This is a genomic window from Peribacillus simplex (assembly GCF_001578185.1).
GTDB classification, from domain to species: domain Bacteria; phylum Bacillota; class Bacilli; order Bacillales; family DSM-1321; genus Peribacillus; species Peribacillus simplex_A.
This window is the reverse complement of record NZ_CP011008.1, coordinates 2,987,278-3,009,023: the sequence shown is the minus strand read 5'-3', so window position 1 is coordinate 3,009,023 and position 21,746 is coordinate 2,987,278. Positions and strand designations below refer to the sequence as shown.

Here is a 21,746-nt window from a genome sequence, read left to right as displayed (position 1 = left end):
GAACCGGGAAAGGTATTTTTGATATATATGGATTAGGGAGGTGAGCGTATGGAAAATGAAAGCTTGGCATTTCATGAAACCATGGAAACGCATGAAATTTTGAATTTAAAAACAATAGGTTTAATGAGATCAAAATTAATGCAAGGCATTTGCTTTGACAATGACTTAAAAGCATTAATGGAAAAAGACGTACAACAATCTATAGCTGCTATAAACGAGCTAAAGGGGTTTTATACTGAAGCCCGGACAAATTATGAAAAATGAGGTGAAATTTAAATGGAAATGGATTTTTTAGATCCTCAAGGTGCTGAACATATGCCGGAAATGGCTGATTCCTCTTTCGCGCTAGATTTTCTACTCTCGATCAAAAGTGGGATTCATACTTATGGTATTGCATTATCTGAAACAGCGAATCCCGCATTGAGAAAAGCATTGTACCAGCAAATGGAGCAATCCATTGACTTACATGGTGAGTTATCCGATTTAATGATCAGGAAGGGCTGGCTTTATCCGAACGATGTAGGTAAACAGGTGGAATTAGATTTGAAATCAGCCGATTTGGCGGTTAGTATCGCTGGAATGAATCTTTTCCCGAATGATACTGACAGACTCGGCATGTTCGCAACGCCAAATAAATAAAGGAGGAAAACCATCATGAAAGCCGTAACTTACCAGGGCAATAAAAATGTACAGGTTAAAGAAGTTAAAGACCCCAACATCAAAAATTCGGATGATATTATTGTAAAAGTCACCAGTTCAGCGATTTGCGGCTCCGATTTGCACTTGATTCATCAATTAATTCCCAATATGCCTACAGATTATGTGATTGGTCATGAGCCCATGGGGGTTGTTGAGGAAGTTGGACCAGGGGTAACTAAGGTAAAGAAGGGAGACCGGGTCATTATCCCCTTTAACGTTAGCTGCGGGAGCTGCTGGTATTGCGACCACGACCTTACAAGTCAGTGCGATAATTCAAATCCTCATGGGGAAATGGGTGGTTTTTTTGGATACTCTGAAACAACTGGTGGGTATGCGGGAGGGCAAGCTGAATATATGCGTGTTCCTTATGGAAACTTTACCCCTTTCAAAATCCCAGAAGACTGCGAGGTAGAAGATGAAAAATTGGTGTTGCTCGCTGATGCAGCATCCACAGCATTCTGGAGTGTAGATCACGCAGGTGTTAAATCTGGCGATACGGTTATCGTTTTAGGCTGTGGTCCCGTAGGTCTGCTTACTCAAAAATTCGCTTGGTTTAAAGGGGCGAAAAGAGTGATTGCTGTCGACCATCTCGATTATCGTTTAGAGCATGCAAAAAGGACGAATAAAGTCGAAACCGTAAATTTTGCACAATATGAAAACACTGGCGAATACCTTAAAGAAATCACTAAAGGTGGTGCAGATATCGTTATTGACTGTTCCGGGATGAGTGGCAAAATGACTCCGATGGAATATCTTGCATCGGGTCTTAAATTACACGGGGGAGCCATGGGAGGGATTGTAATTGCGTCCCAAGCAGTGCGTAAGGCGGGAACCATACAAATAACAGGTGTTTATGGCGGCCGTTATAATGGATTCCCTCTAGGAGATATTTTCCAAAGAAACGTGGATATAAAAACCGGACAGGCTCCTGTTATTCCTTATATGCCCTACCTTTATAAACTAATATCAGAAGGAAAAGTAGATCCTGGCGATGTAGTAACCCATGTACTTCCAATTGACCAAGCAAAGCATGGGTATGAAGTATTTGATACAAGGACAGATGGATGTATTAAAGTGGTCCTTAAGCCATAAAGAAGGTTGTTTTCATTTGGAAAAATAGATTTTACAACTATGAATATGGACTATGAGTAAGAAGGGAAGATATCAAACCCTTTTTTAACTTTTTGGAGTAATTTTTTACTTCTGGTTGAAATACGCATAGAAGAAGATTTAAGAAAAGTGAACACCCCTGTCTTGGGAGCTACATTTACCTTATTCAAATTAAGCCAGAAAAGACGATTTTGCCCACGTTAAGGTAAAATCGCTTTTTTTGGTGCTCTATTTATCTTTTTTTGAAAGAGGTTTTTTCATAAAGTGAAACCCACGACCCACAAAAAGAATAAGGGGCAAATTAGTTATAGGGTTTTTGTTATTTTTTACTTTTTTCGTTTGGATTTATTGCATATACTCTTTCTTTTCTTTGGAGAACAAAATCAGAAAAGGTTATAGCAGTAAGTGGATTCATTCAGCGAATCATTCGTAATATACCCTTTCATAGTAAAATCCAATCGATCCATCATCTTTCAAAACAAGAGAAGCATCAAAAGGCTTCTTTTTTCTTGCCTTTGGTTTCATCCCTTTGATTAACTTGTTTTCTTCTCTTCTTGGTGCATAAATCTCTCACATGTTTTTCTGTCACTTTCTTAAGCATTTGAGATGGTAATGTCTGTTTAAATCCACTTGCATATTCCTGAAATTTGATCAAAGCGATTACAATAACTGATATCCGAAGAAGATTATCCTCAATAGCCTCCAAGCATTATCTTTTTGTCCTCTCCAATAAACGATCTATGGAATCCTGTATGTGGCTGGAGATCGCAATCTCGGCTCTGTATACATCCCTTGTCCGGATGGCCTCAATGATTTCCATATGTTCCGATGGTGCGTCTTTTTGGTCGATCTCACCTTTGACGTGATAAAACCGGCCTATATGAAGATGACAGTGCATGCCTTTATATGCTTCAAATAAAAACGGGTTTCCTGCAGCGTTCATGATGGCATTATGAAATTGTTGATCTAAATGAGTAAAATCTAGTATTTTTTTGTTGGAAGCACCTGTGTTTGTGGAAAACATTTCATCTGTAAGCGCGGCCATTTCTTCCGTCACGCTTACATTATTTAAGCGGATAATATTCCGGACCGCATGCGTCTCCAGTAATATCCGGGCCTCCAACATTTTCGCCATATTTTCAGTATCTAATATGTCACTGACCCGATACCCCTTATTTGGTTCTAAGATGACTAAGTTCTCAGAGTTCAGACGAGATAATGCTTCTCTGAGAGGTATGGCGCTAATGTTGATTTCCCGGGTTAAATGGCTGATATTGATTTTTTGTCCCGGCGATAAATCCCATACAAAAATCTTTTCTTTTAATAAATTGTAGACATATTCCGTTGTCTCCCCGCGTTCTTTTTCCTTTATCATCGAAATGCCCCTAACTTAAAAAAATTTCTATGAGAGCGAGTGTTATTTCATATAGATGTATCAACTTAAATTATTACTGAAGTAGCTTTCTTCTTGTTGCCCCTATCAATAAGATAAGGCGAAACCATATTGATATCAAGAATAGAGAGTTTATAAGGGGACCTATAGTTTGCTGGATAGCTACAAAAAATATCCTCATTACTGATAATTATATATTATATTCGTAAGTTTTGTAAAAAAATTATATATAATATTGTTCAAATTAACATGGATTATTTAATCTGTCGATATTTTTTAAAATCACAAAGCCTTTATTTATAAGGTATTGTTCAAGAAAACAGAATCTTTTTAATTTTAAATATTTACAAAATCATATATTATATGATATATTTTCGAAAATGATTACATACTATTTTTGAGCAGGATTCTATAAACAACAATTAAAGAGTATGGATGGGCAGGCAAAATCTTAAGTTTAAAATGGAAGCGCTTTATGCTTGCCGTTTTCTTGATTGAAATTTATTGAATTAGCAGAAATAACTGTGAAGTGAAAAAATGTGATCGTTATTTTTCAAAGGAGGAATCTTCAATGAGCACATCGCTAAGTAGAAAAAATGCATTTTATGGCCATTTCATAAATGGGCAATGGATATCCGATCAACATACAATCGCTGTTATGAACAAATATAACAAAGAAGAAATTGCCCGGATTGGCAGGGCATCCCGCGAAATTGTTTCTGATGCGGTGACCAATGCATTGGAAACCTTTAATACGAGAAAGCTAGATTTCGATCAACGCTACGAGATTTTAATGCGTGCAGCTGAAATCGCGAAAGAAAGAAAAGAAGAGCTGGCGATGATTCTGGTTCAGGAAGTCGGTAAAGTATTGAAGGATGCCAGGGGGGAAATCGATAGAGGAATGCAAACGATGATTGCATCAGCGGAAGAAGCAAAACGGATTGCCGGTACAGGCGTTCCTTTGGGGCAGTCTGGAAACGACAATAAGATGGCTTTCACCATCCGGGTTCCTGTTGGAGTTATCGGTGCGATCACCCCGTTTAACTTCCCGTTCAATCTCACCATCCACAAGGTGGCTCCTGCGTTGGCAGCGGGAAATACAATCGTGTTGAAGCCGGCTGAATTGACGCCGCTCATTGCATGTAAGATAGCAGAAATCTTTTCCGAAGCTGGATTGCCCGCAGGTTTTCTGAATGTGGTCAACGGGTTTGGGCAGGAAACAGGTCAATATCTTTTGGAGGATGAACGAATTGCGATGTTCACTTTTACAGGGAGTCCCAGCGTAGGACGGCACATTAAGAGCAGTACGGGAATTCGTAAGGTAACTTTGGAATTAGGGAATAACTCCCCGAATATCATTCACAAGGATGTCCATGATTTAGACAGAGCAGTTGAGCTCTGTGTCACCCGGGGGTATGTGAATGCAGGGCAAGCCTGCATCTCTGTGCAGCGCATCTACGTTCATAGAGATATCTGCGATGTGTTTGTGGAGAAGGCAGTCATGGTGGCACAGGGCATGAAGGTCGGAAATCCTGCAGATTCCTCCACGGACATTGGTCCTATGATTTCCGAGAATGAAGCAAGGCGTGCGGAAGAATGGATTCAGGAGGCTGAGCGTCTAGGTGCCAAAGTGGTTTATGGAGGGAAAAGGCGGGATTCGATTCTAGAACCTACTATATTAATAGATGTGAAACCGGAAATGAAGGTAGTCTGCCAGGAAGTGTTCGCGCCGGTGATCAGCATCATTCCTTTCGATAACATCGAGGAGGCTTTTTGTCAGGCCAATGATACGAAGTTCGGCTTACAAGTTGGTTTATTTACATCCGATATCACTTTAGCCATGCGCGCAACACAGGAACTTCATTTTGGCGGTGTGATCATCAATGATGTTTCAACATACCGTGCCGACATCATGCCGTATGGGGGCGTGAAGGACAGCGGAATTGGCAAAGAAGGACCGCATTATGCTGTGCAAGAGATGACAGACGAAAAACTTGTCGTCATCAATCTTTAGACTTGGGAGGTAAGGGATATGAGAAACACATGGGATTTTTATTCTACTGAAAGAATCGTATTTGGAAACGGGGCGATCGGGCAATTGGATTCAATCCTGCAAAGGTTAAAGGCGAAAAACATTTTGCTTGTTACTGACCCAGGGATTAAAAACGCTGGTATCGTGGACAGAATTTCATCGTTGTTGGAGCAAGCAAATTACGAAACAGTTATCTATGACCAGGTCGTACCGGAGCCTCCGGTAGATTCGGCGATAGACTGTTATGAGTTTGCTAAATCTCAAATGGATATTGATGCAGTAATTGGCCTTGGCGGAGGAAGCAGCATTGATATGGCGAAGATTGTCGCTTTGTTAGTCGCCCATGGCGGACATCCCTTGGACTATTATGGCGGGGAAAACCAGGTTCCTGGACCAATCGCCCCTCTAGTAGCGATTCCGACGACTGCTGGAACCGGTTCAGAGGTGACATCAGTAGCGGTATTGACCGATGTGGAAAATAACCTAAAAGTTGGTATCTCGGATAACTACTTAAGACCAACCGTTGCTCTGCTTGATCCAGAATTAACGTTAGGGCTTCCCGCTTATGTAACAGCTTGTTCCGGAATTGATGCTTTATCACATGCGATAGAGGCATACACAGCCAAACCTTCTGCATATATCCAGGCAGAAGGAAACATTTTATTCCAAGGTTCAATCCCCATAAGCGATGCACTCGCCTACAGAGCTATTGAATTGATTGCAAAAAACCTGCCGCTTGCGGTGCAGCAAGGGAGCAATCTCGAGGCCCGTTCCAATATGCTAATGGGCAGCCTGCTTGCTGGAATGTCCTTTTCAAATGCAGGTACAGCAGCAGCCCATGCATTGGCTTACCCAATCGGAGGGCTAGTAAAGTCACCGCATGGAGAGGTGACTGGGCTCTTGCTTCCATATGTCATGGAATATAATGCAGCTGTAGAAACAGAAAAAATGGTGAGGATTTCCCAGGCATTTAATGTGAACTCGGATGGCCTCTCCGATAAGGAAGCTGCTTTGGCTGCTTCAAAGGCTGTGCTTACCCTGCTTGGGGAAATTGGACTGCCTACAAAGCTGACGGAGATTGGGATCAAAGAAGAGGATATTCCCGAAATTGCTGAGAAGACCCTCCAAATCGATCGCCTGATACGGAATAACCCAAGAGTGCCAACGCAGCACAGTTTAGAAGAATTACTTAGAAAAGCTTTATAGATTGCTTGTAAAGGAATGGTGTCCCTGGAAGGTTAAGCATCATAACCATTCATGATGGATCTGCAGACCGGGGCGGAAAGGTTTTCACCATCTAATAGACTAATAGAATATAAATGGAGAGGAAGATGAAAATGTCTCTTATGCCTTTTACATATAGTATGCCGACACGGGTGGAGTGCGGTAACGGAATATCTGGAAAAACAGGGGAGCTAATTAAGGATTTAGGTGTATCGAGTGTGCTGATCGTAACAGATAAAGGGGTTAGAGGAGCCGGTCTCTTACAAGGCATTGAACAATCCCTTGCTTCTGCAAACCTTTTTTTTGAGATTTATGATGAGGTAGAGCCTAATCCATCAGCTCAAACAATCCAACAGGGGACAGTTTATCTTAAGCAACAAAAGATGGAGGCGGTTCTGGCTGTAGGTGGAGGAAGCAGCATTGACACAGCCAAGGGCATTGCGGCAATGGCTACTAACCCCGGCCATATCCTGGATTATGAAGGAGTTGGAAAGATTTCCATTCCTCCACTCCCGATAATAGCAATCCCGACTACGGCTGGAACTGGCAGTGAAGCTACTAATTCGACAGTGGTAACGAATAAGGAAACTTCTTTTAAATTAGGTGTACTTAGTTCACTACTGTTTCCAAAGCTAGCAATATTGGACCCGGCCCTTACATTAAATTTGCCTCAAGAGATTACTGCAGCTACTGGTATGGATGCTCTGACTCATGCAATTGAATCTTACACTTCCAAATCTGCCAACCCTGTCAGCAAGGCTTTCGCGATGCAGGCCATTAAAATGATCGGTGAAAATTTAACACGTTCGTACTTTGTGGGAACGGACATGGAAAGCAGGGAAAACATGCTTGTAGCCTCCCTGTTAGCTGGTGCAGCCTTTTCACAATCCCGCCTGGGTAATGTACACGCCATTTCCCATACATTTGGAGGAGTCTTTAATATCCCGCATGGCATCGCAAATGCAGCACTATTGCCATTCGTCATGAGATTCAACCTGCCGGCATGCGAGGATCAGTATAGAGAAATTGCAATAGCTTTAGGAAGGGATGTAAGCGGTTTATCCAATGCGCAAGCAGCCGAGAAAGCAATCGAAACCATCAACGAAATGAATCGGAGCATGAATATTCCTCTTAATATTAAAGAGCTTGGAGTTTCTTTGGATGTTTTGCCGAAATTAGTGGAAGATTCCATGCGAAGCGGTAACGTGGTCGTTAATCCAAGGCTGACGAAGGCATCGGATATCGAACTGATTATAGAGAAGGCTTATGAGGGGGACTTTGAAGGTTTTAATTATGGTAATCGAAATACAAGCAGTGCCAAAAGTTCAGAAACGGCAGTGACTGTATAAAACCTTTGAAAATCACCTGAAATTTTAGGGGATTTGAATCTGTTTCCCCTTCCCGATTTTTTTCGGACATATGGATTTCCCGCAGCATTTTTTCTACCTGAATATAATTATCTAATGAGGTGACGTATGAAAAAGACCAATGGAAGATGGCTTGTAGTGGTACTCCTTTTCGTCGCAACAACAATCAATTATATGGATAGGGCAATTCTTGGCATTGCAGGACCCTCGATGATGAAGGATCTTTCGCTTTCGGCAGTAGAATTCGGGATATTGGGGTCAGCGTTCTTTTGGTCGTATGCCCTAATGCAGATCCCGGTCGGGGTAATCGTTGATAAATTGGGGGCACGCTTAACGTATTCGATTGCCATCGTTTGGTGGTCGCTCTGTACGGTGTTTACTGGAATGGGGCGTTCGCTTGGCGGACTGATCGGTATCCGCGTTTTAATGGGAATCGGAGAGGCTCCAGCGTTTCCAACCAATACGCGCGTTATTTCAGACTGGCTGCCGTCACACGAACGGGGCATTGCAAACGGGATATTTAATTCTGGTACAGCTATCGGGATTGGCATAACAACACCCATTTTAGCATGGATCATCCAGACCTGGGGATGGCAAGCATCCTTTGTGGTAATTGGATCCATCGGTTTTGTATGGCTGGCATTCTGGTTATTCTTTTTCAAAAACCATCCAGAGCAAAGTAAGATTGCAAACGAGGCCGAAGTAGCCTATATCAAAGAGGAGCAAACTCAAACCGAAAAAGCGAAGACACTAAGCTTCTCACCATTTAAATTCTTTAAATTCAGAAGTGTTTACCCTATGTTATACGGCTTGTTCGCCCATAACTATCTTACGTATTTAATGATGACTTGGCTTCCCACTTATCTTGTAGTCGAAAGGGAAATGACTCTTTTAAAAGCCGGTTTTTTTACGATGCTACCTTGGATCATGTCCTTTCTGGGAAATATTTTAGGAGGGGTGTTGTCGGATTTCTTAATTAAAAGAGGCTGGAATTCCATCAAAGCAAGAAAAACTGTTTTAACCATCGGCATGCTTTTTCCATTAGCCATAATACCGACTATCTATACAGACAGTGCCATAATGGCACTTACGTATATCTCAATAGCAATCGGCGGTGAAGGACTGGCTGCGGGTATTCTCTGGGCCACTGTTTCGGATGTTGCTCCAAAGGGTGCGGAAGGAAAGCTTGCAGGGCTGCAAAACTTCGTGGGGAACCTCGCTGGCTGGATTGCCCCAGTAGCAACAGGGATCTTAATAGCGAAGTTCAATAATTTCAATATAGCCCTGATCATACCTGTAGTCATTTGCCTAATTGCTGCTGTGGGGTATACATTCGTTCTTAAAAATGAAAGGATTTCGATTAACACGGACATTGACGGGGGAACTAAAGTTTCAGGGCTTTAATCTTTTTGTGTATATAATGAAGGGCTTTGCAAATCCAATGAAAAAAGGAGACATTTATTTATGCTGAAAACTAGTGGATTAGTCAATTTAACTGAACTGAAAATGTATGTAAACGGTGAATGGACTGCAGCACATAACGGAGAAACTTTACCAGTAACAAATCCATCAACAGGGAAAGTTGTGGCAAGGATTCCAAGTGGAGGACGCCAAGAAACGCATGCTGCAATTGCAGCTGCTGAGGAAGCGTTTAAAACCTGGTCAAAACTGACGGCACAGGAACGCAGTAAATATCTTAAGAAATTGCATGACCTTATGCACGAATATAAAGATGAATTAGCAGAAATCATGAGTATGGAAATGGGCAAGCCCTTTACGGAAGCCCGGGGTGAAGTGGATTTTGCTGCAAGCTACCTGGAATGGTTTGCTGAAGAGGGCCGCCGGATTTATGGGGAAACGATCCCTGCTTCTGCCGCAAATAAAAGGCTATCGGTGATTCGCCAGCCGATTGGAGTGGTTGCTTCCATTACCCCTTGGAATTTCCCGTTGGCCATGATGACGCGGAAAGTAGGACCTGCCATGGCCGCTGGATGTACAGTCATTGTCAAACCTGCAAAACAATCTCCTATTAGTGCGTTAGCGTTTGGTAAATTGGTAGAAATGGCGGGAGTGCCTGCCGGAGTGGTGAGTATCGTGACAGGGAGTGCCGGACCTATCTCGGATGAAATTTTTGAAAACCCGGTAGTAAGGAAAATATCTTTTACTGGATCTACTGAAGTAGGCAAATTGCTGGTTACCAAGTCAGCCCCGCAGCTCAAGAGACTTTCCCTAGAGCTTGGAGGACACGCGCCCTTCATCGTTTTTGAGGATGCTGATTTGGAAGCTGCAGCAGCTGGTGCCGTTGCAAGCAAATTCAGGAACACCGGACAAACGTGCGTATGCGCAAATCGAATTTACGTCCACCGTTCTGTCATCGATGAATTCTCTTTACTTTTTGTTGAAAAAGTAAAAGCTCTAAAAGTCGGAAATAGCATCGATCCAACCGTTGAAGTCGGGCCCCTTGTCAGCAGTGATGGCCTGGAAAAAGTAGAAGAACATGTACAAGATGCCTTGGAAAAAGGTGCCAGACTTCTTTGTGGCGGACAAAGAGGTGAAGGGGAATTGGCTGATGGATTATTCTATGAACCGACCGTACTGGGTGGAGTGAACAAGGATATGCTCATCACATACCAGGAAACATTTGGACCGGTCGCACCAATCATCCCGTTTGATACAGAAGAAGAGGTGATCGAACTTGCCAACAATACAGAGTACGGGCTGGCCGCTTATTTTTACACACAGAATATAAGCAGGGGAGTCAGGGTATCCGAAGCTCTGGAGTTTGGCATCATCGGCTACAACGACGCCATTCCCACCGTTGCACAAGCCCCATTTGGCGGCATGAAAGAAAGCGGCATGGGGAGGGAAGGCGGCCATCAAGGCCTTGAAGAATATTTAGAAGAAAAATATATATCGATGGGTTTTTAAAATAGGGCAAGAAAAGGCTTAAGGTGAAGTCGAATCCTTAAGCCTTTCCTTATTTACCTCCATAAGAAGACTTAATTCAACACACGCTCCCCATTGCTTAACAAACCTCAGTTACAGAACCTAAGGCCAGGTTGCTTTACATCCTAAGACAAATAAAAAATATCCTGAATTTTTGAATTGGTAACATGCAAATTCGCTTAATTGTGGCAAAAGGATGGTGCAAAGATGAATGTTACAGATATGAAATTGCGACGAGTTTATAGATAAAGGTAATGTTAGAAAAGAATTTGTGAGAATAATTAGAAAAGAACGGAATTTGATTCAAATGGTTATGTAATTATTTTACTAAAGTCAGATCCGAATTTAATTAATGGTATGTCTACTTAGCTTCTCTTTTTTTTAGAATTATCACTTTTTGTATTCCAATGCTCAGCATGAGTTTGTGCTTATCATCATCTTTATATTTTTCCAATGATGTAAAACTAACCTTCAGTAAAGCGTAAATTGGCTAAAACTTCCTATGAATCTCGAACATTTTATTAAGCGTTTATGTTCTCTTGAATGATTCTTGAGATAGTTTTAAAATCATACTTATGGTTGACGACATCTACAGCAAAATCCTGTTCTTCTTCCCATTATCCATTTATAATGTTTGATCTTCGAAAGATAATAAGGGAAGCCAGTGCTGTCCTCTTGTTTGCGTTGTGGAACGCATGATTGTTTGAAATGGGTTCAAATAAGGCTGCAGCCTTTTTAAACCAACCCGTTAGCATTCCTGAAGATCGTTAAATATCAGGTTTGAAAAAAATAGAGCCCACAGTAAGATATGAGTATAGAGACCAGTCTAACTCTCCGTTAATACAGATCAACATTAGACATAACCTTTTAGGTTCGCAGACCAACAGAAGTTTAAAATGTCTGACATAATCGAACTAGTCATTTCCGATTTATCAAAAATACCAGTGAGAATTTTCTTTAATTTTAGGATAAATGGTATTAGTAATTCGTTTCAACGCTTTAAGTTCCTTCCATTGATATAGACTACTACCTGGGAAATTGACAGAATTGCTTTTTAGATTATCCTCGTGAGTTCATGTGGTTTCATTATCCTTACTACCACCCTTTTCGGAATGAACTATTTCTAATGCAATTTGCATATGCGAATATGTGGTTGTGTCGTTAAAAAACATATCTCAGACGTCATATTTTACCTAGTTTGGTATTTGTATAAATGACAAGCAAAGGGGGAAAATGAAATAAGAAATAATGAAATTTGAAAGGGAAAATGAGAAGTCATGAACTCAATAATAGTAGAAATAAATGAGGCTTTTAAAGATGCAGAAGACTTTTTCATAGAACCGTTTAGTTTGGATGGTGAAGCAGTCCTTTTACTTGGTTTACATTCAATAGTTAACCTTATAAAAACAAAAGAAATATTAAAAAAAGATATGGATACCAGCGAAGTGAATCATTCAATAAAAGTAAAAAGAACTTTTTTCAACAGAAAAGGTGTTGAAATAAATAGTGAAGAAGCAATAGAGTCTATTCTTCAAGGTAAACTCATTGTTTATTCAAAAGAAAAAAATATAATGTTGCTATTTGAACCACTTCCCAAAGAATTGAATCGGTCAATTCAACCACCGGCTAATGAAAACGTATTACAAGGTCCTTTAGATTCTTTTATTGAAGACATGTCAACAAATATAGGAATAGTGAGAAAAAAAGTTTCCTCTGCTCATCTCTCAGTTAAAACCTATACGGTAGGAAGTGATCAAAAAAAGAAATTATCAATAGTTTATTTGGACGACCGAGCAGATAAAGGTGTGATCAAAAAGATCATTTCACATATTGAAATGAATCAACACACAAATATTCTCTATCTTCAGGATCTTTGTCGTTTTATGGGTGTGCGGAAATGGGAGGTTATCCCTCAGTATAATAACACAGAAATGCCATTGGAAGCAGTAGATGGTTTAAACAAAGGAAGGGTCATTATATTCGTTGACGGTTTTCCCTTTGCGCTTATCTTGCCACATTTATTATGGGATATGTTCGCCCAGGCGAATGACCGTAACTATGCTTACCCAATCATGAGCGCCATCCGATTTTTACGTGTTGTTGGCGCTTTAATTACCCTTATATTTCCAGCTCTCTATGTGGCCCTTGTTGCTGTAAATCCTGAGATATTAAAAATTGAACTGGCTTTATCGATTGCTCAGAGCAGGGAGGGAATACCCTATCCCCCTTTTGTTGAAATTACAATTATGCTCCTTATTTTAGAGTTAATTATTGAAGCGAGTATAAGGCTTCCGCTCAGCATCGGTCCAACGGTAACAATGGTAGGGGGAATTGTCATCGGACAAGCAGTAGTAGACGCAAAGTTGGTTAGCAACCTGTTAATTATCATTGTAGCAGCAACCTCGATAGCGAATTCAAGCGTTGTAGGGTTTCAAAATGCGTTAATCCTGCGCTTACTTAAATATGTAGTTGTTATTTTTGCTTCAATCTATGGTGTGTTGGGCATATTATCCGGTCTGGTATTCATAAGCGCTTACTTTGCAAGTCGAGAGATATTTGGAATTCCATACACTAGTTTAACTAAGGGGAGGGGGGGAATTGGATAAAAGCCTTCAGGTTATATGCATGGGGTTAATGTCTCATTTTGGTCTTATTTTTTTCATTTATCCGGAAAGAATTATTGCCAGCACACAAAAAGGTCACTGGGAACCGATTTTAATTCAATGTGTCATATTTATTCTATTTTTATGGCTGTACCTAAAGGGTCTATCTTATTTTCCAAAACAGGATATTATCGGTATTTTAAAGACCTTCGGTAAAGCTTTTTCTTTCACATTACTTTTTCCTGTTCTTCTTTACTTAATTATAACTACTATTGAACTTGTTAGCGCCTATGCAGAAGTGACCAACATTATCTTTTTAGCGAATACTCCTACATGGGCAATTATTACATTAATGATTCTTATTTCAACTTATATCGCCGTAAAAGGAATCGAAACCATCTTACGTACAGCCTTATTAATATTCTGTATCTTTTTCCCGTTAATCTTACTTATGCTTTCGATTTGCTTTCAAGACGTTGATTGGCATAATGCCTTTCCGATTATGGACACCGGCTTTAATTTTTTTCGAGAACCTCCCTTTTATACCAGTTTTTTTTCTTTCGCCATTGTTTTTTCATTTTTAGGTTTTATTCCTGGAAAAATATCGTATAACTCTAAAAAAATCATGTTTGCAGTCTTTTTGCTTATCCCATTTTTTTTCTTATCCGTTTATTTACCTCTTTTAACCTTTGGAAATGAAACGGCTAGTACGCTGCTTTTTCCCTTTATAACCACATTGGATACAGTTCAGCTTCAATGGCTTATGTTTGACAGGGCAACCTTGTTTTTTGCGTTAAGCCTAGTTACCTTTATCATGTTGCTTACTTCCTTACTTTTATGGCAGTCCTCTATAATAATGAGTCAATATTTCCCGGGATTAAAGCAAAAATATCATATTGTAGCCTTATCTGTTAGCATTCTTATCATTAGCTTATGTATTCCTAGTTGGCAAGAGACTGAGAAGTTGCTATGGTGGAATACTTCTTTCCGATTTTATATTTTAATCGTACTCCCTTTAATTATATTCCTAATCGGTGTAAGGAGAAAAAGACTATCATGAGAAGAATTATGATTTGTTTTAAACTAGTACTTAGTCTATGTATTTTGATGCCATTAAGTGGTTGCTGGGATATTAAAGACATTAACCATCGAGCCTTTCCGATTGCAATGGGAATTACTAAAGAGGGAGAAAAATTCAAAGTCTTACTTCAAATTCCTATTTCTTCAGAGGGTGTTCAAAAACAGGCAATTGTCAAAGGAACAGGGTTAACCATTTTAAAAGCTGTAGAGGATATTAGAACTAATATGGAAAGCAGTGTAGACTTATTGCACATAAGGATAATCATATTTGATCGAAAATTAGTAGAAGAAGGCGGGATGGAAGAACCGATTAACACGTTTATGAGAATTCGTGAAATATCTTCAAAAACATTAATCGCAATATGTGATGATAATATAGATTCTTTTTTCTTAGCACTCAAAAAGAATCTAGAAAAAGGGATAAATCTTTATGACTTTTTTGAGAAATATGCAGGTTGGACCCCACAAATATCTTTAACACGTCTATGGCATGTTTATCGAGCCCTTAATTCCTACACTCAAAATGTAGCAATTCCTATGGTCAAATCAGGGGAAAATACTGCAGTTACTTATACAGGTACTGCAGTGATGAAAAGAGGAAAAATAGTTTCTAAAATGGATCCTAAAGAAACCCTCCTTTTTAATGCCTTTCATGGGAACAGTATGAAGGGAAGGGTAGAAGTAATGGAACATGCAACCATCATGATTGTTGGAAATACAGGTTTTCATAAAGGTGAACTAAGAAATCATATTCCATATATGTTCTCAACGATTCGTTTAAATGTAGTTATTCAAGAGAGAAGGGGAAAAGTTTCCAATGCAATAATTAAAAAAGAGCTGGAAAAGGTAATGGCAAATCGTTTTGATGGAATGCTGAAACGATTTCAAAAGCAAGAAACAGATGTCTTCGGGTTGGGACAATACTACAGAAATAAAATTCCTTATGAGGAATTGAAGGACTGGCGAAAGAAATATTATCCCAATCTAGAAATGAAGCTCACCATTCATACTACAATACAAAACGAGGGAAATTTAAAGAATATAATTGACAAATAGATATTGGATATCATATAAAAAATGGATAGGCTTTAATTTTAAATGATCATTATCAAGAGCCCCATGCATCATGGTGCACTTTTTGAAGTGGAAATACTACAGTTTATGCTCTACTTCAGATAGTTTATATTTTTAATCTTTTAAGAAATAGTGAATACTTTAGTACTTGTTAATTATTAGGTACTTTGGGAAACTTCCCAATAAACACATGAAATCAAGAAAGGACATCCAGACTTTTTATCACCTACTCATTTTACAGTTTTATTATTTAACCTTGATTGCAAGTATTCAACCCGAGCTTTCCATAATTGTGCTTCTATGAATGAGAATACTAATATTGAGAAAAGGGGCTGTCTAATCGGCCCCTAAAATAAAACAGGAGAAGAAAAACGATTCGTTTTTCTTCTCCTGTTTTTCTGGTTTTATATTTATTCATTAAATCTGAGTATATATCTTTCGGTGAACTGGCTCGAATAACTGATTTGAGATACGGTACATTAAAATATTATACCGAATCTAATTTAATTCCATTTGAACAATTAGATGAAACCTTAACACGTCGTTACCCTTGAGAAGCAGCAGTGGAAAGAGTAGAGACTATTAAAAGCTTAAAGAAATCTGGTTTATCGATTGCTGAGATTAGAAAGAAAATAGCGAAACAAAGTTAACAAAATATAACTTTTAGAGTATCGATTTGATCAAAAAAGGATTACTACCTTAGAATCATTACGTCCGTTTAACAACCATTAATAGAAATAAGTACCGGTTACACCCTTACCGTGGTGAGAACCGATTATTTTTTACACAAATCTCCTTCGCAATTTAAATTCGCGTTTTGCTGGTGGTACCCCATCGCCATCAAGCTAAGCGCACAAGAGATAATATAAAAGTGTGTTCTCTTTAATTTGCTATGGTAACACTAAAAATGCGCATGACAAAAAAACCATCAAATAGGTTTTTTTAAAAAATATTAGGCAGCTTTAAGTTTTTGTGACGTACAATCATACACAATACCTAAGATATCAAAGACCGTTTTCTTGTTATAACGATGACATTTCCGTCAAGTAACTGGCGCATTCTAAACATCGTAGATGAACAGAGTAAAATGCTAATAAGTTGCCCATACAAGTGACACTCTAAGCGTTCCCTCTTAATCTCTTTGCACTTGTCAATTTGAAAGAAAGATTTCCATGTCTTAAATAGAATTTCAATCTGCCAACGTAACGAATACAGTTCATGAATATGTTCCGTTGGAACGTCTTCTAAAGAAAGATTTGTAATATATACGTTCATTCCACTTAATCGTTTGCTTCGGTCTCTATAGATAATGCCCTTCTTCTTTTCTTTTTTTGCTTGTTCTTTCAATCTTTTCTCTGTTTGTACCTCAGTTAGTCGATGAATAATCACTCGGGCGGGTAGTTTTTGATACAGCCCAATGTATGCTTCTGAAATTTCAAGTGTTTGACCAGGTTGTAATTGATTCATAAGCTCTTCCGTGTCTAACTGAATAAAGAGAGTACCTTTCTTCACAGTCCCATTTCGAAAAAACTCTGGTTCATCATTCTTACGATATATACGAGAATTCAACTTCAAACGTGAGACATAGTAAGCACCTTCATCATTCATTTTCTGTAAGTCGTGTAAGTCGAAATACCCTAAATCCCTTATGTATAAGTCTTTCGGTTGAATGGTTAGTAGACTCGTGGAACCGAAGGTTTTATCATTTTCTCTCCCTTCTCCTACATAAACGTGGAGGAACTTCCCACTCAATAAGTCATATTCAAGTTGGATTTTAACACCTGCGGTATGGCTACTTCCGCCAGAACCTTGATAATGTGAAGCAAACTTATCTGGAAGTTGAAATGTTGTAGAATCTAGGATCCGAATACGTTTAAAAGTCGTGGAGTATGGATGAAGTATTTCTTGTGTTGAATGAATTCTTTGAGTTAGAAGATTAGCTAGAACTTGTTGAAGAAACTGTACGGCTGAACCATTAAATCGTTGATTAAGCCCTTCAGGGCTCATGAGGACACCTGTAGATGCTTCGAGACGGCTACACAATTGTGTGAGTGGTGTACTCGCGACCTGTTGACTAAGCCATACACATAAAGCAATTAATTCTTGTGCTTGATATTTACTTGTACGTTGAACAAACCCAACTTTTTTAGCTAATTGTTGTAGAGAAGACGGAGATAAGTAGTTTTGAAGTTCTTGAGAAAAGAGATTCATTTCGTCTGAAACAGAAAAACTCATAGAAAACGCCATCCTTCCTGTATATTTCTACAAAAAGAATAGCGCTTTTTTCGTTATGATGATACAAATTCACCTTAGCTTGATGGCGATGTGGCTGTACCCCATTTAGCAAAGGAACTTAAATCTGTATCTTAATAAAAAACACTATAATTATAGGAGAAGCTCATTAAAAAGAAGCCTTGTTATATTGAACTATACCCCGGATAACGGACACACATAAAAAAGTGTCCCTTATCCGGGTTTTTTTATGTTTCAATAGATGTAATGAGTATGGACGGAGGGTTTCTATGAGTAAGAATATATATACTGAATTTCAGATTAAAGAACTTGAAAAGAATCCAAATATCATTAGTGCTTCCGAGCGATCTATTTCCTATAGTCCGGAATTTAAAACAAAAGCTGTTAAGGAATATAAAAAGGGGAAAGCCCCCTCTCAAATTTTCATTGACCAGGGAATTAATCTCGAAATAATTGGAAAGAAACAACCCAAACGTTGTCTACAGCGCTGGCGTAGTACCTTTGAAAGGTTTGGTGAGGAAGGCTTCCTTACGGAACGCCGTGGAAAAGGAAGTACAGGACGCCCCACTTCCAAGCCACAGTCTGTAGAAGATCAACTTAGGAAGGCCGAGGCGAGAATCAAATTCCTTGAAGCAGAAAATGACTTCCTAAAAAAGCTGGAAGAGCTAGAAAGGCAGGCTCTGAAAAAGAAATGATTCTAACTGCTGCTGAGAAGTTCTATCTGATTGAAAGGACGATCAGAATACACCAATTAAAGAAGGCTGTTTCTTATCTATGCAAATTGGCTGGTGTAAGTCGAAGTGGCTACTATGATTGGTTAAAGGCAGCTCCTTACCGTGAGCTTCGTGAAGAACAGGATGAATTGGACATAGAATTGATCAGAAATATTTTCATCAGTAAAAAGGAAAAAGTAGGCGCCCTCCAAATCAAAATGATTATGGAGAATGACTACTCGGCCGTCATGAATCATAAGAAAATCAGACGGTTGATGACAAAATATAATCTCCTAGCGAAAATCAGAAGGGCCAACCCGTATCGGAAGATGGCCAAGGCAACCAAGGAGCACCTTACTTGTCCAAACCTCCTTAATCGTGAATTCAATCAGGAGGTGCCAGGGAAGGTCCTGCTTACTGACATTACCTATCTTTATTATGGGAAAGGCCAAAAAGCGTATTTATCCTGCGTAAAAGATGCCGCCACAAAAGAAATCGTTACGTACCATTTATCTACTTCATTAGAAATGGATATCGTTTACGAGACTTTAAATAAGCTAAAGCAGGCTGTGTGTCACGAGTTCCATCCGAGTGCAATCCTTCATTCTGACCAGGGGTTCCATTACACCCATCCGCTATTTCAACGCAAAGTGAAGGAACTTGGGATAACCCAATCCATGTCCCGCAAGGGAAACTGTTGGGATAATGCGCCAATGGAAAGTTTCTTTGGCCACTTTAAGGATTTGGCAGAATATAAAACATGTACTAATTTAACGGATGTGAAGGAAGAAATTGATCGAGTTATTGAAGAATATAATGAACATCGTTATCAATGGGGGCTAAGGAAAATGGCCCCAGTACAATACCGGGACCATTTATTAGCTGCTTAGGCACTTTTTTATACTGTCCGTAAAATGGGGCACAGTTCAATATAAAGATTAAGGCTTCTTTTTATTTTACATTTATATATGTCTTTTTATAATGAATCAAAATTATAATGAGAGAACCTATTAATTCCTGTACACAAATGTCCGGAAGTTTCTTGTCGAAACTAATTACTAATTATTTAATACTTGGATAGATGCAGTAAATCCATCCTTTTCAGAAAAGGATAAATTAACTTGTAAATGATCAGCAACGAACTGATGATAGTCCTGTAAGTATACTGCAACAGCATCAATGATGTCTTGTTCATACAATCGTGTGGCACGTCCTAATGCTAAAGTAGAAGCAGCAAGCCCAAGAGAAGGGTGAAACTCCAAATCTACTTCTACCTGTTGAGGTTCGATGCTTTCTTTTACTGCAATATAAATACAAATACTATCCACAAGATCTTGTTCATTAAATAGTACTTCCATCTTAAATTTCTCCTTAATATCTTCTTCTTGTAAAGATGTTTTTAATTACCCAGATGATGACTAAAATCAAAAGTATATCCACAAGAATTCCCAAAAAGGAAAATCCATTTGAAGCATTACTTCCATATGCACCATTATAATTTCCTCCAAATGGATGAAGCATATGGCCTAAAAGTGCCCCCGTTCCAAACGCTGCAGCATGAGTCAGTATACTTTTTGTTCGTGAAGGTGGGGTCTGGTTATAAGTCGTGTGAGAGTTAGAACGTAATGGCGTTCTTGTAACGTTGCTTGATGGGGACTTATATCCAGAATGATAAGTTCCACTTGAATATGTGCCCCTACTGGAATGAGAACTGAACGAAGAACTGTGACTGAAAGAACTATGACCACTAAATCCTTTTGCCTGAGCAACATTTGGTAAAGCTATTGCAAATATTAATACAAAAATTAAGGTCAATTTTTTCATTACAATTACTCCTGTCTTTATTAATCTAATATAGCCAATTTTTAATAAAGTTTCTTTCCTAGAAGGCTTATTTTGATGTTACTATACCACTTAATTTATAGATTTCTACTAATTTCATCTATTTTTAATGTAATTTTAAGGTGAATTTTAGGGTGAATATAAATGATTAAGAAAAGTAAAAAGATTTTCAATTAAACGTTATAATGATACTTGTTTACGTACTAAACTAAACAGTAAGAAAGAAGTGCCATTACGAGAAAGTTACCCCTCCTTTTCAAAGCCTGGTCAATGAAAACAGACATAAAATATTAGGAGATAAAAAGGTCATGGGAAAAATTGAAGCTCGCCAGGGGCAGACTATAAAGATGAAAACGAAATAAGAGTAGAATAAAAACATCCTATCTAAACGGATGTTTTTTTTTTGTGGTAATCCGGTTGCATTCCTAGGTAAATGTGTTTTTTGCAGGATTTCCCACCTGCTATATCGAACCTAGAAAGTCACGGGAAAGGGGCTGTTAATATGAATTCAAAAGAACAAAAGAGGTTTGCAACTACTAGAGAACAAATGGAGAATGCTAAAGAACGAACTGATTTATCATCTGAGTTAGAAAAAGACTTAGAGAATTTAGGATTACAACGACGAATGAAGCAATTAGAGTTGGAAAACAAGTTCCTAAAAAAACAGAACGATGAACTAGTTTAATTCACAGCACCCGTTCAGGGGTGCTGTTTCAACATTTTAACACTTTTACGTCAGAACCCCCTATCTATGATCAATACTTTCTCTCAGGACAAACAAATAAAAAAGATGATTTACTCTCTTTTTATTTAATTCATCTCCCTCCATCTATGTATGTTTTATGATGAGATTCCATTAATCGCTCTTCACATTAAATCAACAGAAGATGACTGTCTTTGATATTCTTGGGGTTGTGTATCAAACGACGGTGAAGGATAGACAAGCTGCCTAGCAAAAAATATCGCTTTTTTCAAGGTTTCTTTGACATGCCTAATTTCCCAGTACTGGGTAGTTTTGAATCAATATTATTTGGCTCTATTAATTTATGTTGTTAGCTTGATGGCGATGTGGTGGTACCCCTCCTAGGAACTATTAATAAGAACCGTCGATTTAGTTAAAAGATTGTGAAGAGATGTACTTAAAGTAACGGGTGCGTTAGTGAAATAAGAAAATAAAAAAAGTCGATTCCTTAAACTAGAAATCGTTTTTTTATTGGGGGAAAACTTCCTTAGCGTTGTAAATCCGATTTTCCTGACTCTACCCCATCGCCATCAAGCTAACAATAACGAGTTACCCCAAAACGATAAAAATGAGTAAGATGCACAAAATTTTCGTTCTAGGGGTATTATGATATCTTACCTTGATGGGCATGTGGTGGTACCCCATCGCCATCAAGCTAAGTTTAAACA

At 38.8% G+C, this 21,746-nt stretch carries 20 protein-coding genes and 1 pseudogene; 15 read left to right on the top strand and 6 right to left on the bottom strand.

Annotation, left to right across the window (positions count from 1 at the left end; genetic code table 11):
- Nucleotides 1-48: 48 nt before the first annotated feature.
- Genes UP17_RS13895 through UP17_RS13885 form a run of 3 tightly spaced genes read left to right on the top strand, consistent with a single transcriptional unit; the run spans nucleotide 49 to nucleotide 1,791 of the window.
- Nucleotides 49-264 carry a hypothetical protein gene (locus UP17_RS13895; RefSeq protein ID WP_061463532.1) on the top strand — a complete coding sequence of 72 codons (216 nt, stop codon included), beginning with the start codon at nucleotides 49-51 and terminating at the stop codon, nucleotides 262-264.
- Between the two features lie 12 nt (nucleotides 265-276).
- Nucleotides 277-639, top strand: a complete 363-nt coding sequence (locus UP17_RS13890) for a spore coat protein (protein WP_061463531.1) — start codon at nucleotides 277-279, stop codon at nucleotides 637-639.
- A gap of 15 nt (nucleotides 640-654) precedes the next feature.
- Entirely contained in the window at nucleotides 655-1,791 is a 1,137-nt protein-coding gene (locus tag UP17_RS13885; RefSeq protein WP_061463530.1) for a zinc-dependent alcohol dehydrogenase, read from the top strand.
- A gap of 508 nt (nucleotides 1,792-2,299) precedes the next feature.
- Here UP17_RS13885 and UP17_RS13880 read toward each other — a convergent pair.
- Together UP17_RS13880 and UP17_RS13875 are read right to left on the bottom strand one after the other, a co-directional pair.
- Complete coding sequence (locus UP17_RS13880; protein WP_061463529.1) at nucleotides 2,300-2,515, bottom strand: hypothetical protein; 216 nt, start codon at nucleotides 2,513-2,515, stop codon at nucleotides 2,300-2,302.
- Nucleotides 2,516-2,518: 3 nt separating this feature from the next.
- The gene (locus UP17_RS13875; protein WP_061463528.1) at nucleotides 2,519-3,184 is read right to left on the bottom strand and encodes a GntR family transcriptional regulator; all 666 of its coding nucleotides are present in this window, start codon (nucleotides 3,182-3,184) and stop codon (nucleotides 2,519-2,521) included.
- A gap of 589 nt (nucleotides 3,185-3,773) precedes the next feature.
- Between UP17_RS13875 and UP17_RS13870 the strand changes: the two genes are divergently transcribed.
- The 5 genes from UP17_RS13870 (at nucleotide 3,774) to UP17_RS13850 (ending at nucleotide 10,753) form a co-directional block, all read left to right on the top strand.
- Nucleotides 3,774-5,216, top strand: a complete 1,443-nt coding sequence (locus tag UP17_RS13870) for an aldehyde dehydrogenase family protein (RefSeq protein ID WP_061463527.1) — start codon at nucleotides 3,774-3,776, stop codon at nucleotides 5,214-5,216.
- An 18-nt stretch (nucleotides 5,217-5,234) separates the two neighbouring features.
- Nucleotides 5,235-6,440 carry a hydroxyacid-oxoacid transhydrogenase gene (locus UP17_RS13865; RefSeq protein WP_061463526.1) on the top strand — a complete coding sequence of 402 codons (1,206 nt, stop codon included), beginning with the start codon at nucleotides 5,235-5,237 and terminating at the stop codon, nucleotides 6,438-6,440.
- Between the two features lie 125 nt (nucleotides 6,441-6,565).
- Complete coding sequence (locus UP17_RS13860; RefSeq protein WP_250211671.1) at nucleotides 6,566-7,807, top strand: iron-containing alcohol dehydrogenase; 1,242 nt, start codon at nucleotides 6,566-6,568, stop codon at nucleotides 7,805-7,807.
- A 126-nt stretch (nucleotides 7,808-7,933) separates the two neighbouring features.
- A complete protein-coding gene (locus UP17_RS13855; protein ID WP_061463525.1) occupies nucleotides 7,934-9,229 on the top strand; it encodes an MFS transporter in 1,296 nt (431 codons plus the stop codon).
- Nucleotides 9,230-9,289: 60 nt separating this feature from the next.
- The gene (locus tag UP17_RS13850) at nucleotides 9,290-10,753 is read left to right on the top strand and encodes an NAD-dependent succinate-semialdehyde dehydrogenase (protein ID WP_061463524.1); all 1,464 of its coding nucleotides are present in this window, start codon (nucleotides 9,290-9,292) and stop codon (nucleotides 10,751-10,753) included.
- 635 nt (nucleotides 10,754-11,388) lie between these two features.
- On the opposite strand, the gene UP17_RS27680 is transcribed toward UP17_RS13850, so the two are convergent.
- The gene (locus UP17_RS27680; protein ID WP_155727329.1) at nucleotides 11,389-11,526 is read right to left on the bottom strand and encodes a Fic family protein; all 138 of its coding nucleotides are present in this window, start codon (nucleotides 11,524-11,526) and stop codon (nucleotides 11,389-11,391) included.
- A gap of 522 nt (nucleotides 11,527-12,048) precedes the next feature.
- Between UP17_RS27680 and UP17_RS13845 the strand changes: the two genes are divergently transcribed.
- The 4 genes from UP17_RS13845 to UP17_RS29735 all read left to right on the top strand — a co-directional run bounded on the left by UP17_RS13845 (nucleotide 12,049) and on the right by UP17_RS29735 (nucleotide 16,178).
- The gene (locus UP17_RS13845) at nucleotides 12,049-13,377 is read left to right on the top strand and encodes a spore germination protein (protein ID WP_081108826.1); all 1,329 of its coding nucleotides are present in this window, start codon (nucleotides 12,049-12,051) and stop codon (nucleotides 13,375-13,377) included.
- On the top strand, nucleotides 13,370-14,434 hold the full coding sequence (locus UP17_RS13840) for a GerAB/ArcD/ProY family transporter (RefSeq protein WP_061463523.1): 1,065 nt from the start codon (nucleotides 13,370-13,372) through the stop codon (nucleotides 14,432-14,434). Before UP17_RS13845 ends, UP17_RS13840 begins: the two co-directional genes overlap by 8 nt.
- Nucleotides 14,431-15,510: a Ger(x)C family spore germination protein gene (locus UP17_RS13835; RefSeq protein ID WP_061463522.1), complete on the top strand. Its 1,080-nt coding sequence runs from the start codon at nucleotides 14,431-14,433 to the stop codon at nucleotides 15,508-15,510. The genes UP17_RS13840 and UP17_RS13835 overlap by 4 nt, the downstream gene beginning before the upstream one ends.
- Before the next feature lie 581 nt (nucleotides 15,511-16,091).
- Nucleotides 16,092-16,178: a hypothetical protein gene (locus UP17_RS29735; protein ID WP_434218699.1), complete on the top strand. Its 87-nt coding sequence runs from the start codon at nucleotides 16,092-16,094 to the stop codon at nucleotides 16,176-16,178.
- 302 nt (nucleotides 16,179-16,480) lie between these two features.
- Here UP17_RS29735 and UP17_RS13830 read toward each other — a convergent pair.
- Nucleotides 16,481-17,763, bottom strand: a pseudogene (locus tag UP17_RS13830) (IS4 family transposase).
- A 287-nt stretch (nucleotides 17,764-18,050) separates the two neighbouring features.
- On the opposite strand from UP17_RS13830, the gene UP17_RS26625 reads away from it, so the two are divergent.
- Nucleotides 18,051-19,384 (top strand): IS3 family transposase gene (locus UP17_RS26625; protein ID WP_155727271.1). Its coding sequence is split into 2 segments (ribosomal slippage): nucleotides 18,051-18,423 and nucleotides 18,423-19,384, totalling 1,335 coding nucleotides; the frame shifts between segments, so codons are not numbered across the junction.
- A gap of 168 nt (nucleotides 19,385-19,552) precedes the next feature.
- On the opposite strand, the gene UP17_RS13815 is transcribed toward UP17_RS26625, so the two are convergent.
- Nucleotides 19,553-19,852, bottom strand: coding sequence for a DUF2653 family protein (locus UP17_RS13815; protein ID WP_061463521.1), 300 nt, complete (start codon nucleotides 19,850-19,852; stop codon nucleotides 19,553-19,555).
- A 13-nt stretch (nucleotides 19,853-19,865) separates the two neighbouring features.
- Complete coding sequence (locus UP17_RS13810) at nucleotides 19,866-20,318, bottom strand: hypothetical protein (protein WP_061463520.1); 453 nt, start codon at nucleotides 20,316-20,318, stop codon at nucleotides 19,866-19,868.
- A gap of 281 nt (nucleotides 20,319-20,599) precedes the next feature.
- On the opposite strand from UP17_RS13810, the gene UP17_RS29565 reads away from it, so the two are divergent.
- Nucleotides 20,600-20,698, top strand: a complete 99-nt coding sequence (locus UP17_RS29565; protein ID WP_155727527.1) for a hypothetical protein — start codon at nucleotides 20,600-20,602, stop codon at nucleotides 20,696-20,698.
- 140 nt (nucleotides 20,699-20,838) lie between these two features.
- A complete protein-coding gene (locus tag UP17_RS13805; RefSeq protein ID WP_061463519.1) occupies nucleotides 20,839-21,021 on the top strand; it encodes a hypothetical protein in 183 nt (60 codons plus the stop codon).
- Nucleotides 21,022-21,746: the final 725 nt, after the last annotated feature.

Excerpts from the sequence above, each read along its gene's own strand:
- UP17_RS13810 (WP_061463520.1), bottom strand. The coding sequence starts at position 20,318 with ATGAAAAAATTGACCTTAATTTTTGTATTAATATTTGCAATAGCTTTA.
- UP17_RS13850 (WP_061463524.1), top strand. The coding sequence starts at position 9,290 with ATGCTGAAAACTAGTGGATTAGTCAATTTAACTGAACTGAAAATGTAT.
- UP17_RS13875 (WP_061463528.1), bottom strand. The coding sequence starts at position 3,184 with ATGATAAAGGAAAAAGAACGCGGGGAGACAACGGAATATGTCTACAAT.
- UP17_RS13885 (WP_061463530.1), top strand. The coding sequence starts at position 655 with ATGAAAGCCGTAACTTACCAGGGCAATAAAAATGTACAGGTTAAAGAA.
- UP17_RS13815 (WP_061463521.1), bottom strand. The coding sequence starts at position 19,852 with ATGGAAGTACTATTTAATGAACAAGATCTTGTGGATAGTATTTGTATT.
- UP17_RS27680 (WP_155727329.1), bottom strand. The coding sequence starts at position 11,526 with ATGCTAACGGGTTGGTTTAAAAAGGCTGCAGCCTTATTTGAACCCATT.
- UP17_RS13890 (WP_061463531.1), top strand. The coding sequence starts at position 277 with ATGGAAATGGATTTTTTAGATCCTCAAGGTGCTGAACATATGCCGGAA.
- UP17_RS13805 (WP_061463519.1), top strand. The coding sequence starts at position 20,839 with ATGAATTCAAAAGAACAAAAGAGGTTTGCAACTACTAGAGAACAAATG.
- UP17_RS13835 (WP_061463522.1), top strand. The coding sequence starts at position 14,431 with ATGAGAAGAATTATGATTTGTTTTAAACTAGTACTTAGTCTATGTATT.
- UP17_RS13865 (WP_061463526.1), top strand. The coding sequence starts at position 5,235 with ATGAGAAACACATGGGATTTTTATTCTACTGAAAGAATCGTATTTGGA.
- UP17_RS13855 (WP_061463525.1), top strand. The coding sequence starts at position 7,934 with ATGAAAAAGACCAATGGAAGATGGCTTGTAGTGGTACTCCTTTTCGTC.
- UP17_RS13870 (WP_061463527.1), top strand. The coding sequence starts at position 3,774 with ATGAGCACATCGCTAAGTAGAAAAAATGCATTTTATGGCCATTTCATA.
- UP17_RS13845 (WP_081108826.1), top strand. The coding sequence starts at position 12,049 with ATGAACTCAATAATAGTAGAAATAAATGAGGCTTTTAAAGATGCAGAA.
- UP17_RS13895 (WP_061463532.1), top strand. The coding sequence starts at position 49 with ATGGAAAATGAAAGCTTGGCATTTCATGAAACCATGGAAACGCATGAA.
- UP17_RS13860 (WP_250211671.1), top strand. The coding sequence starts at position 6,566 with ATGAAAATGTCTCTTATGCCTTTTACATATAGTATGCCGACACGGGTG.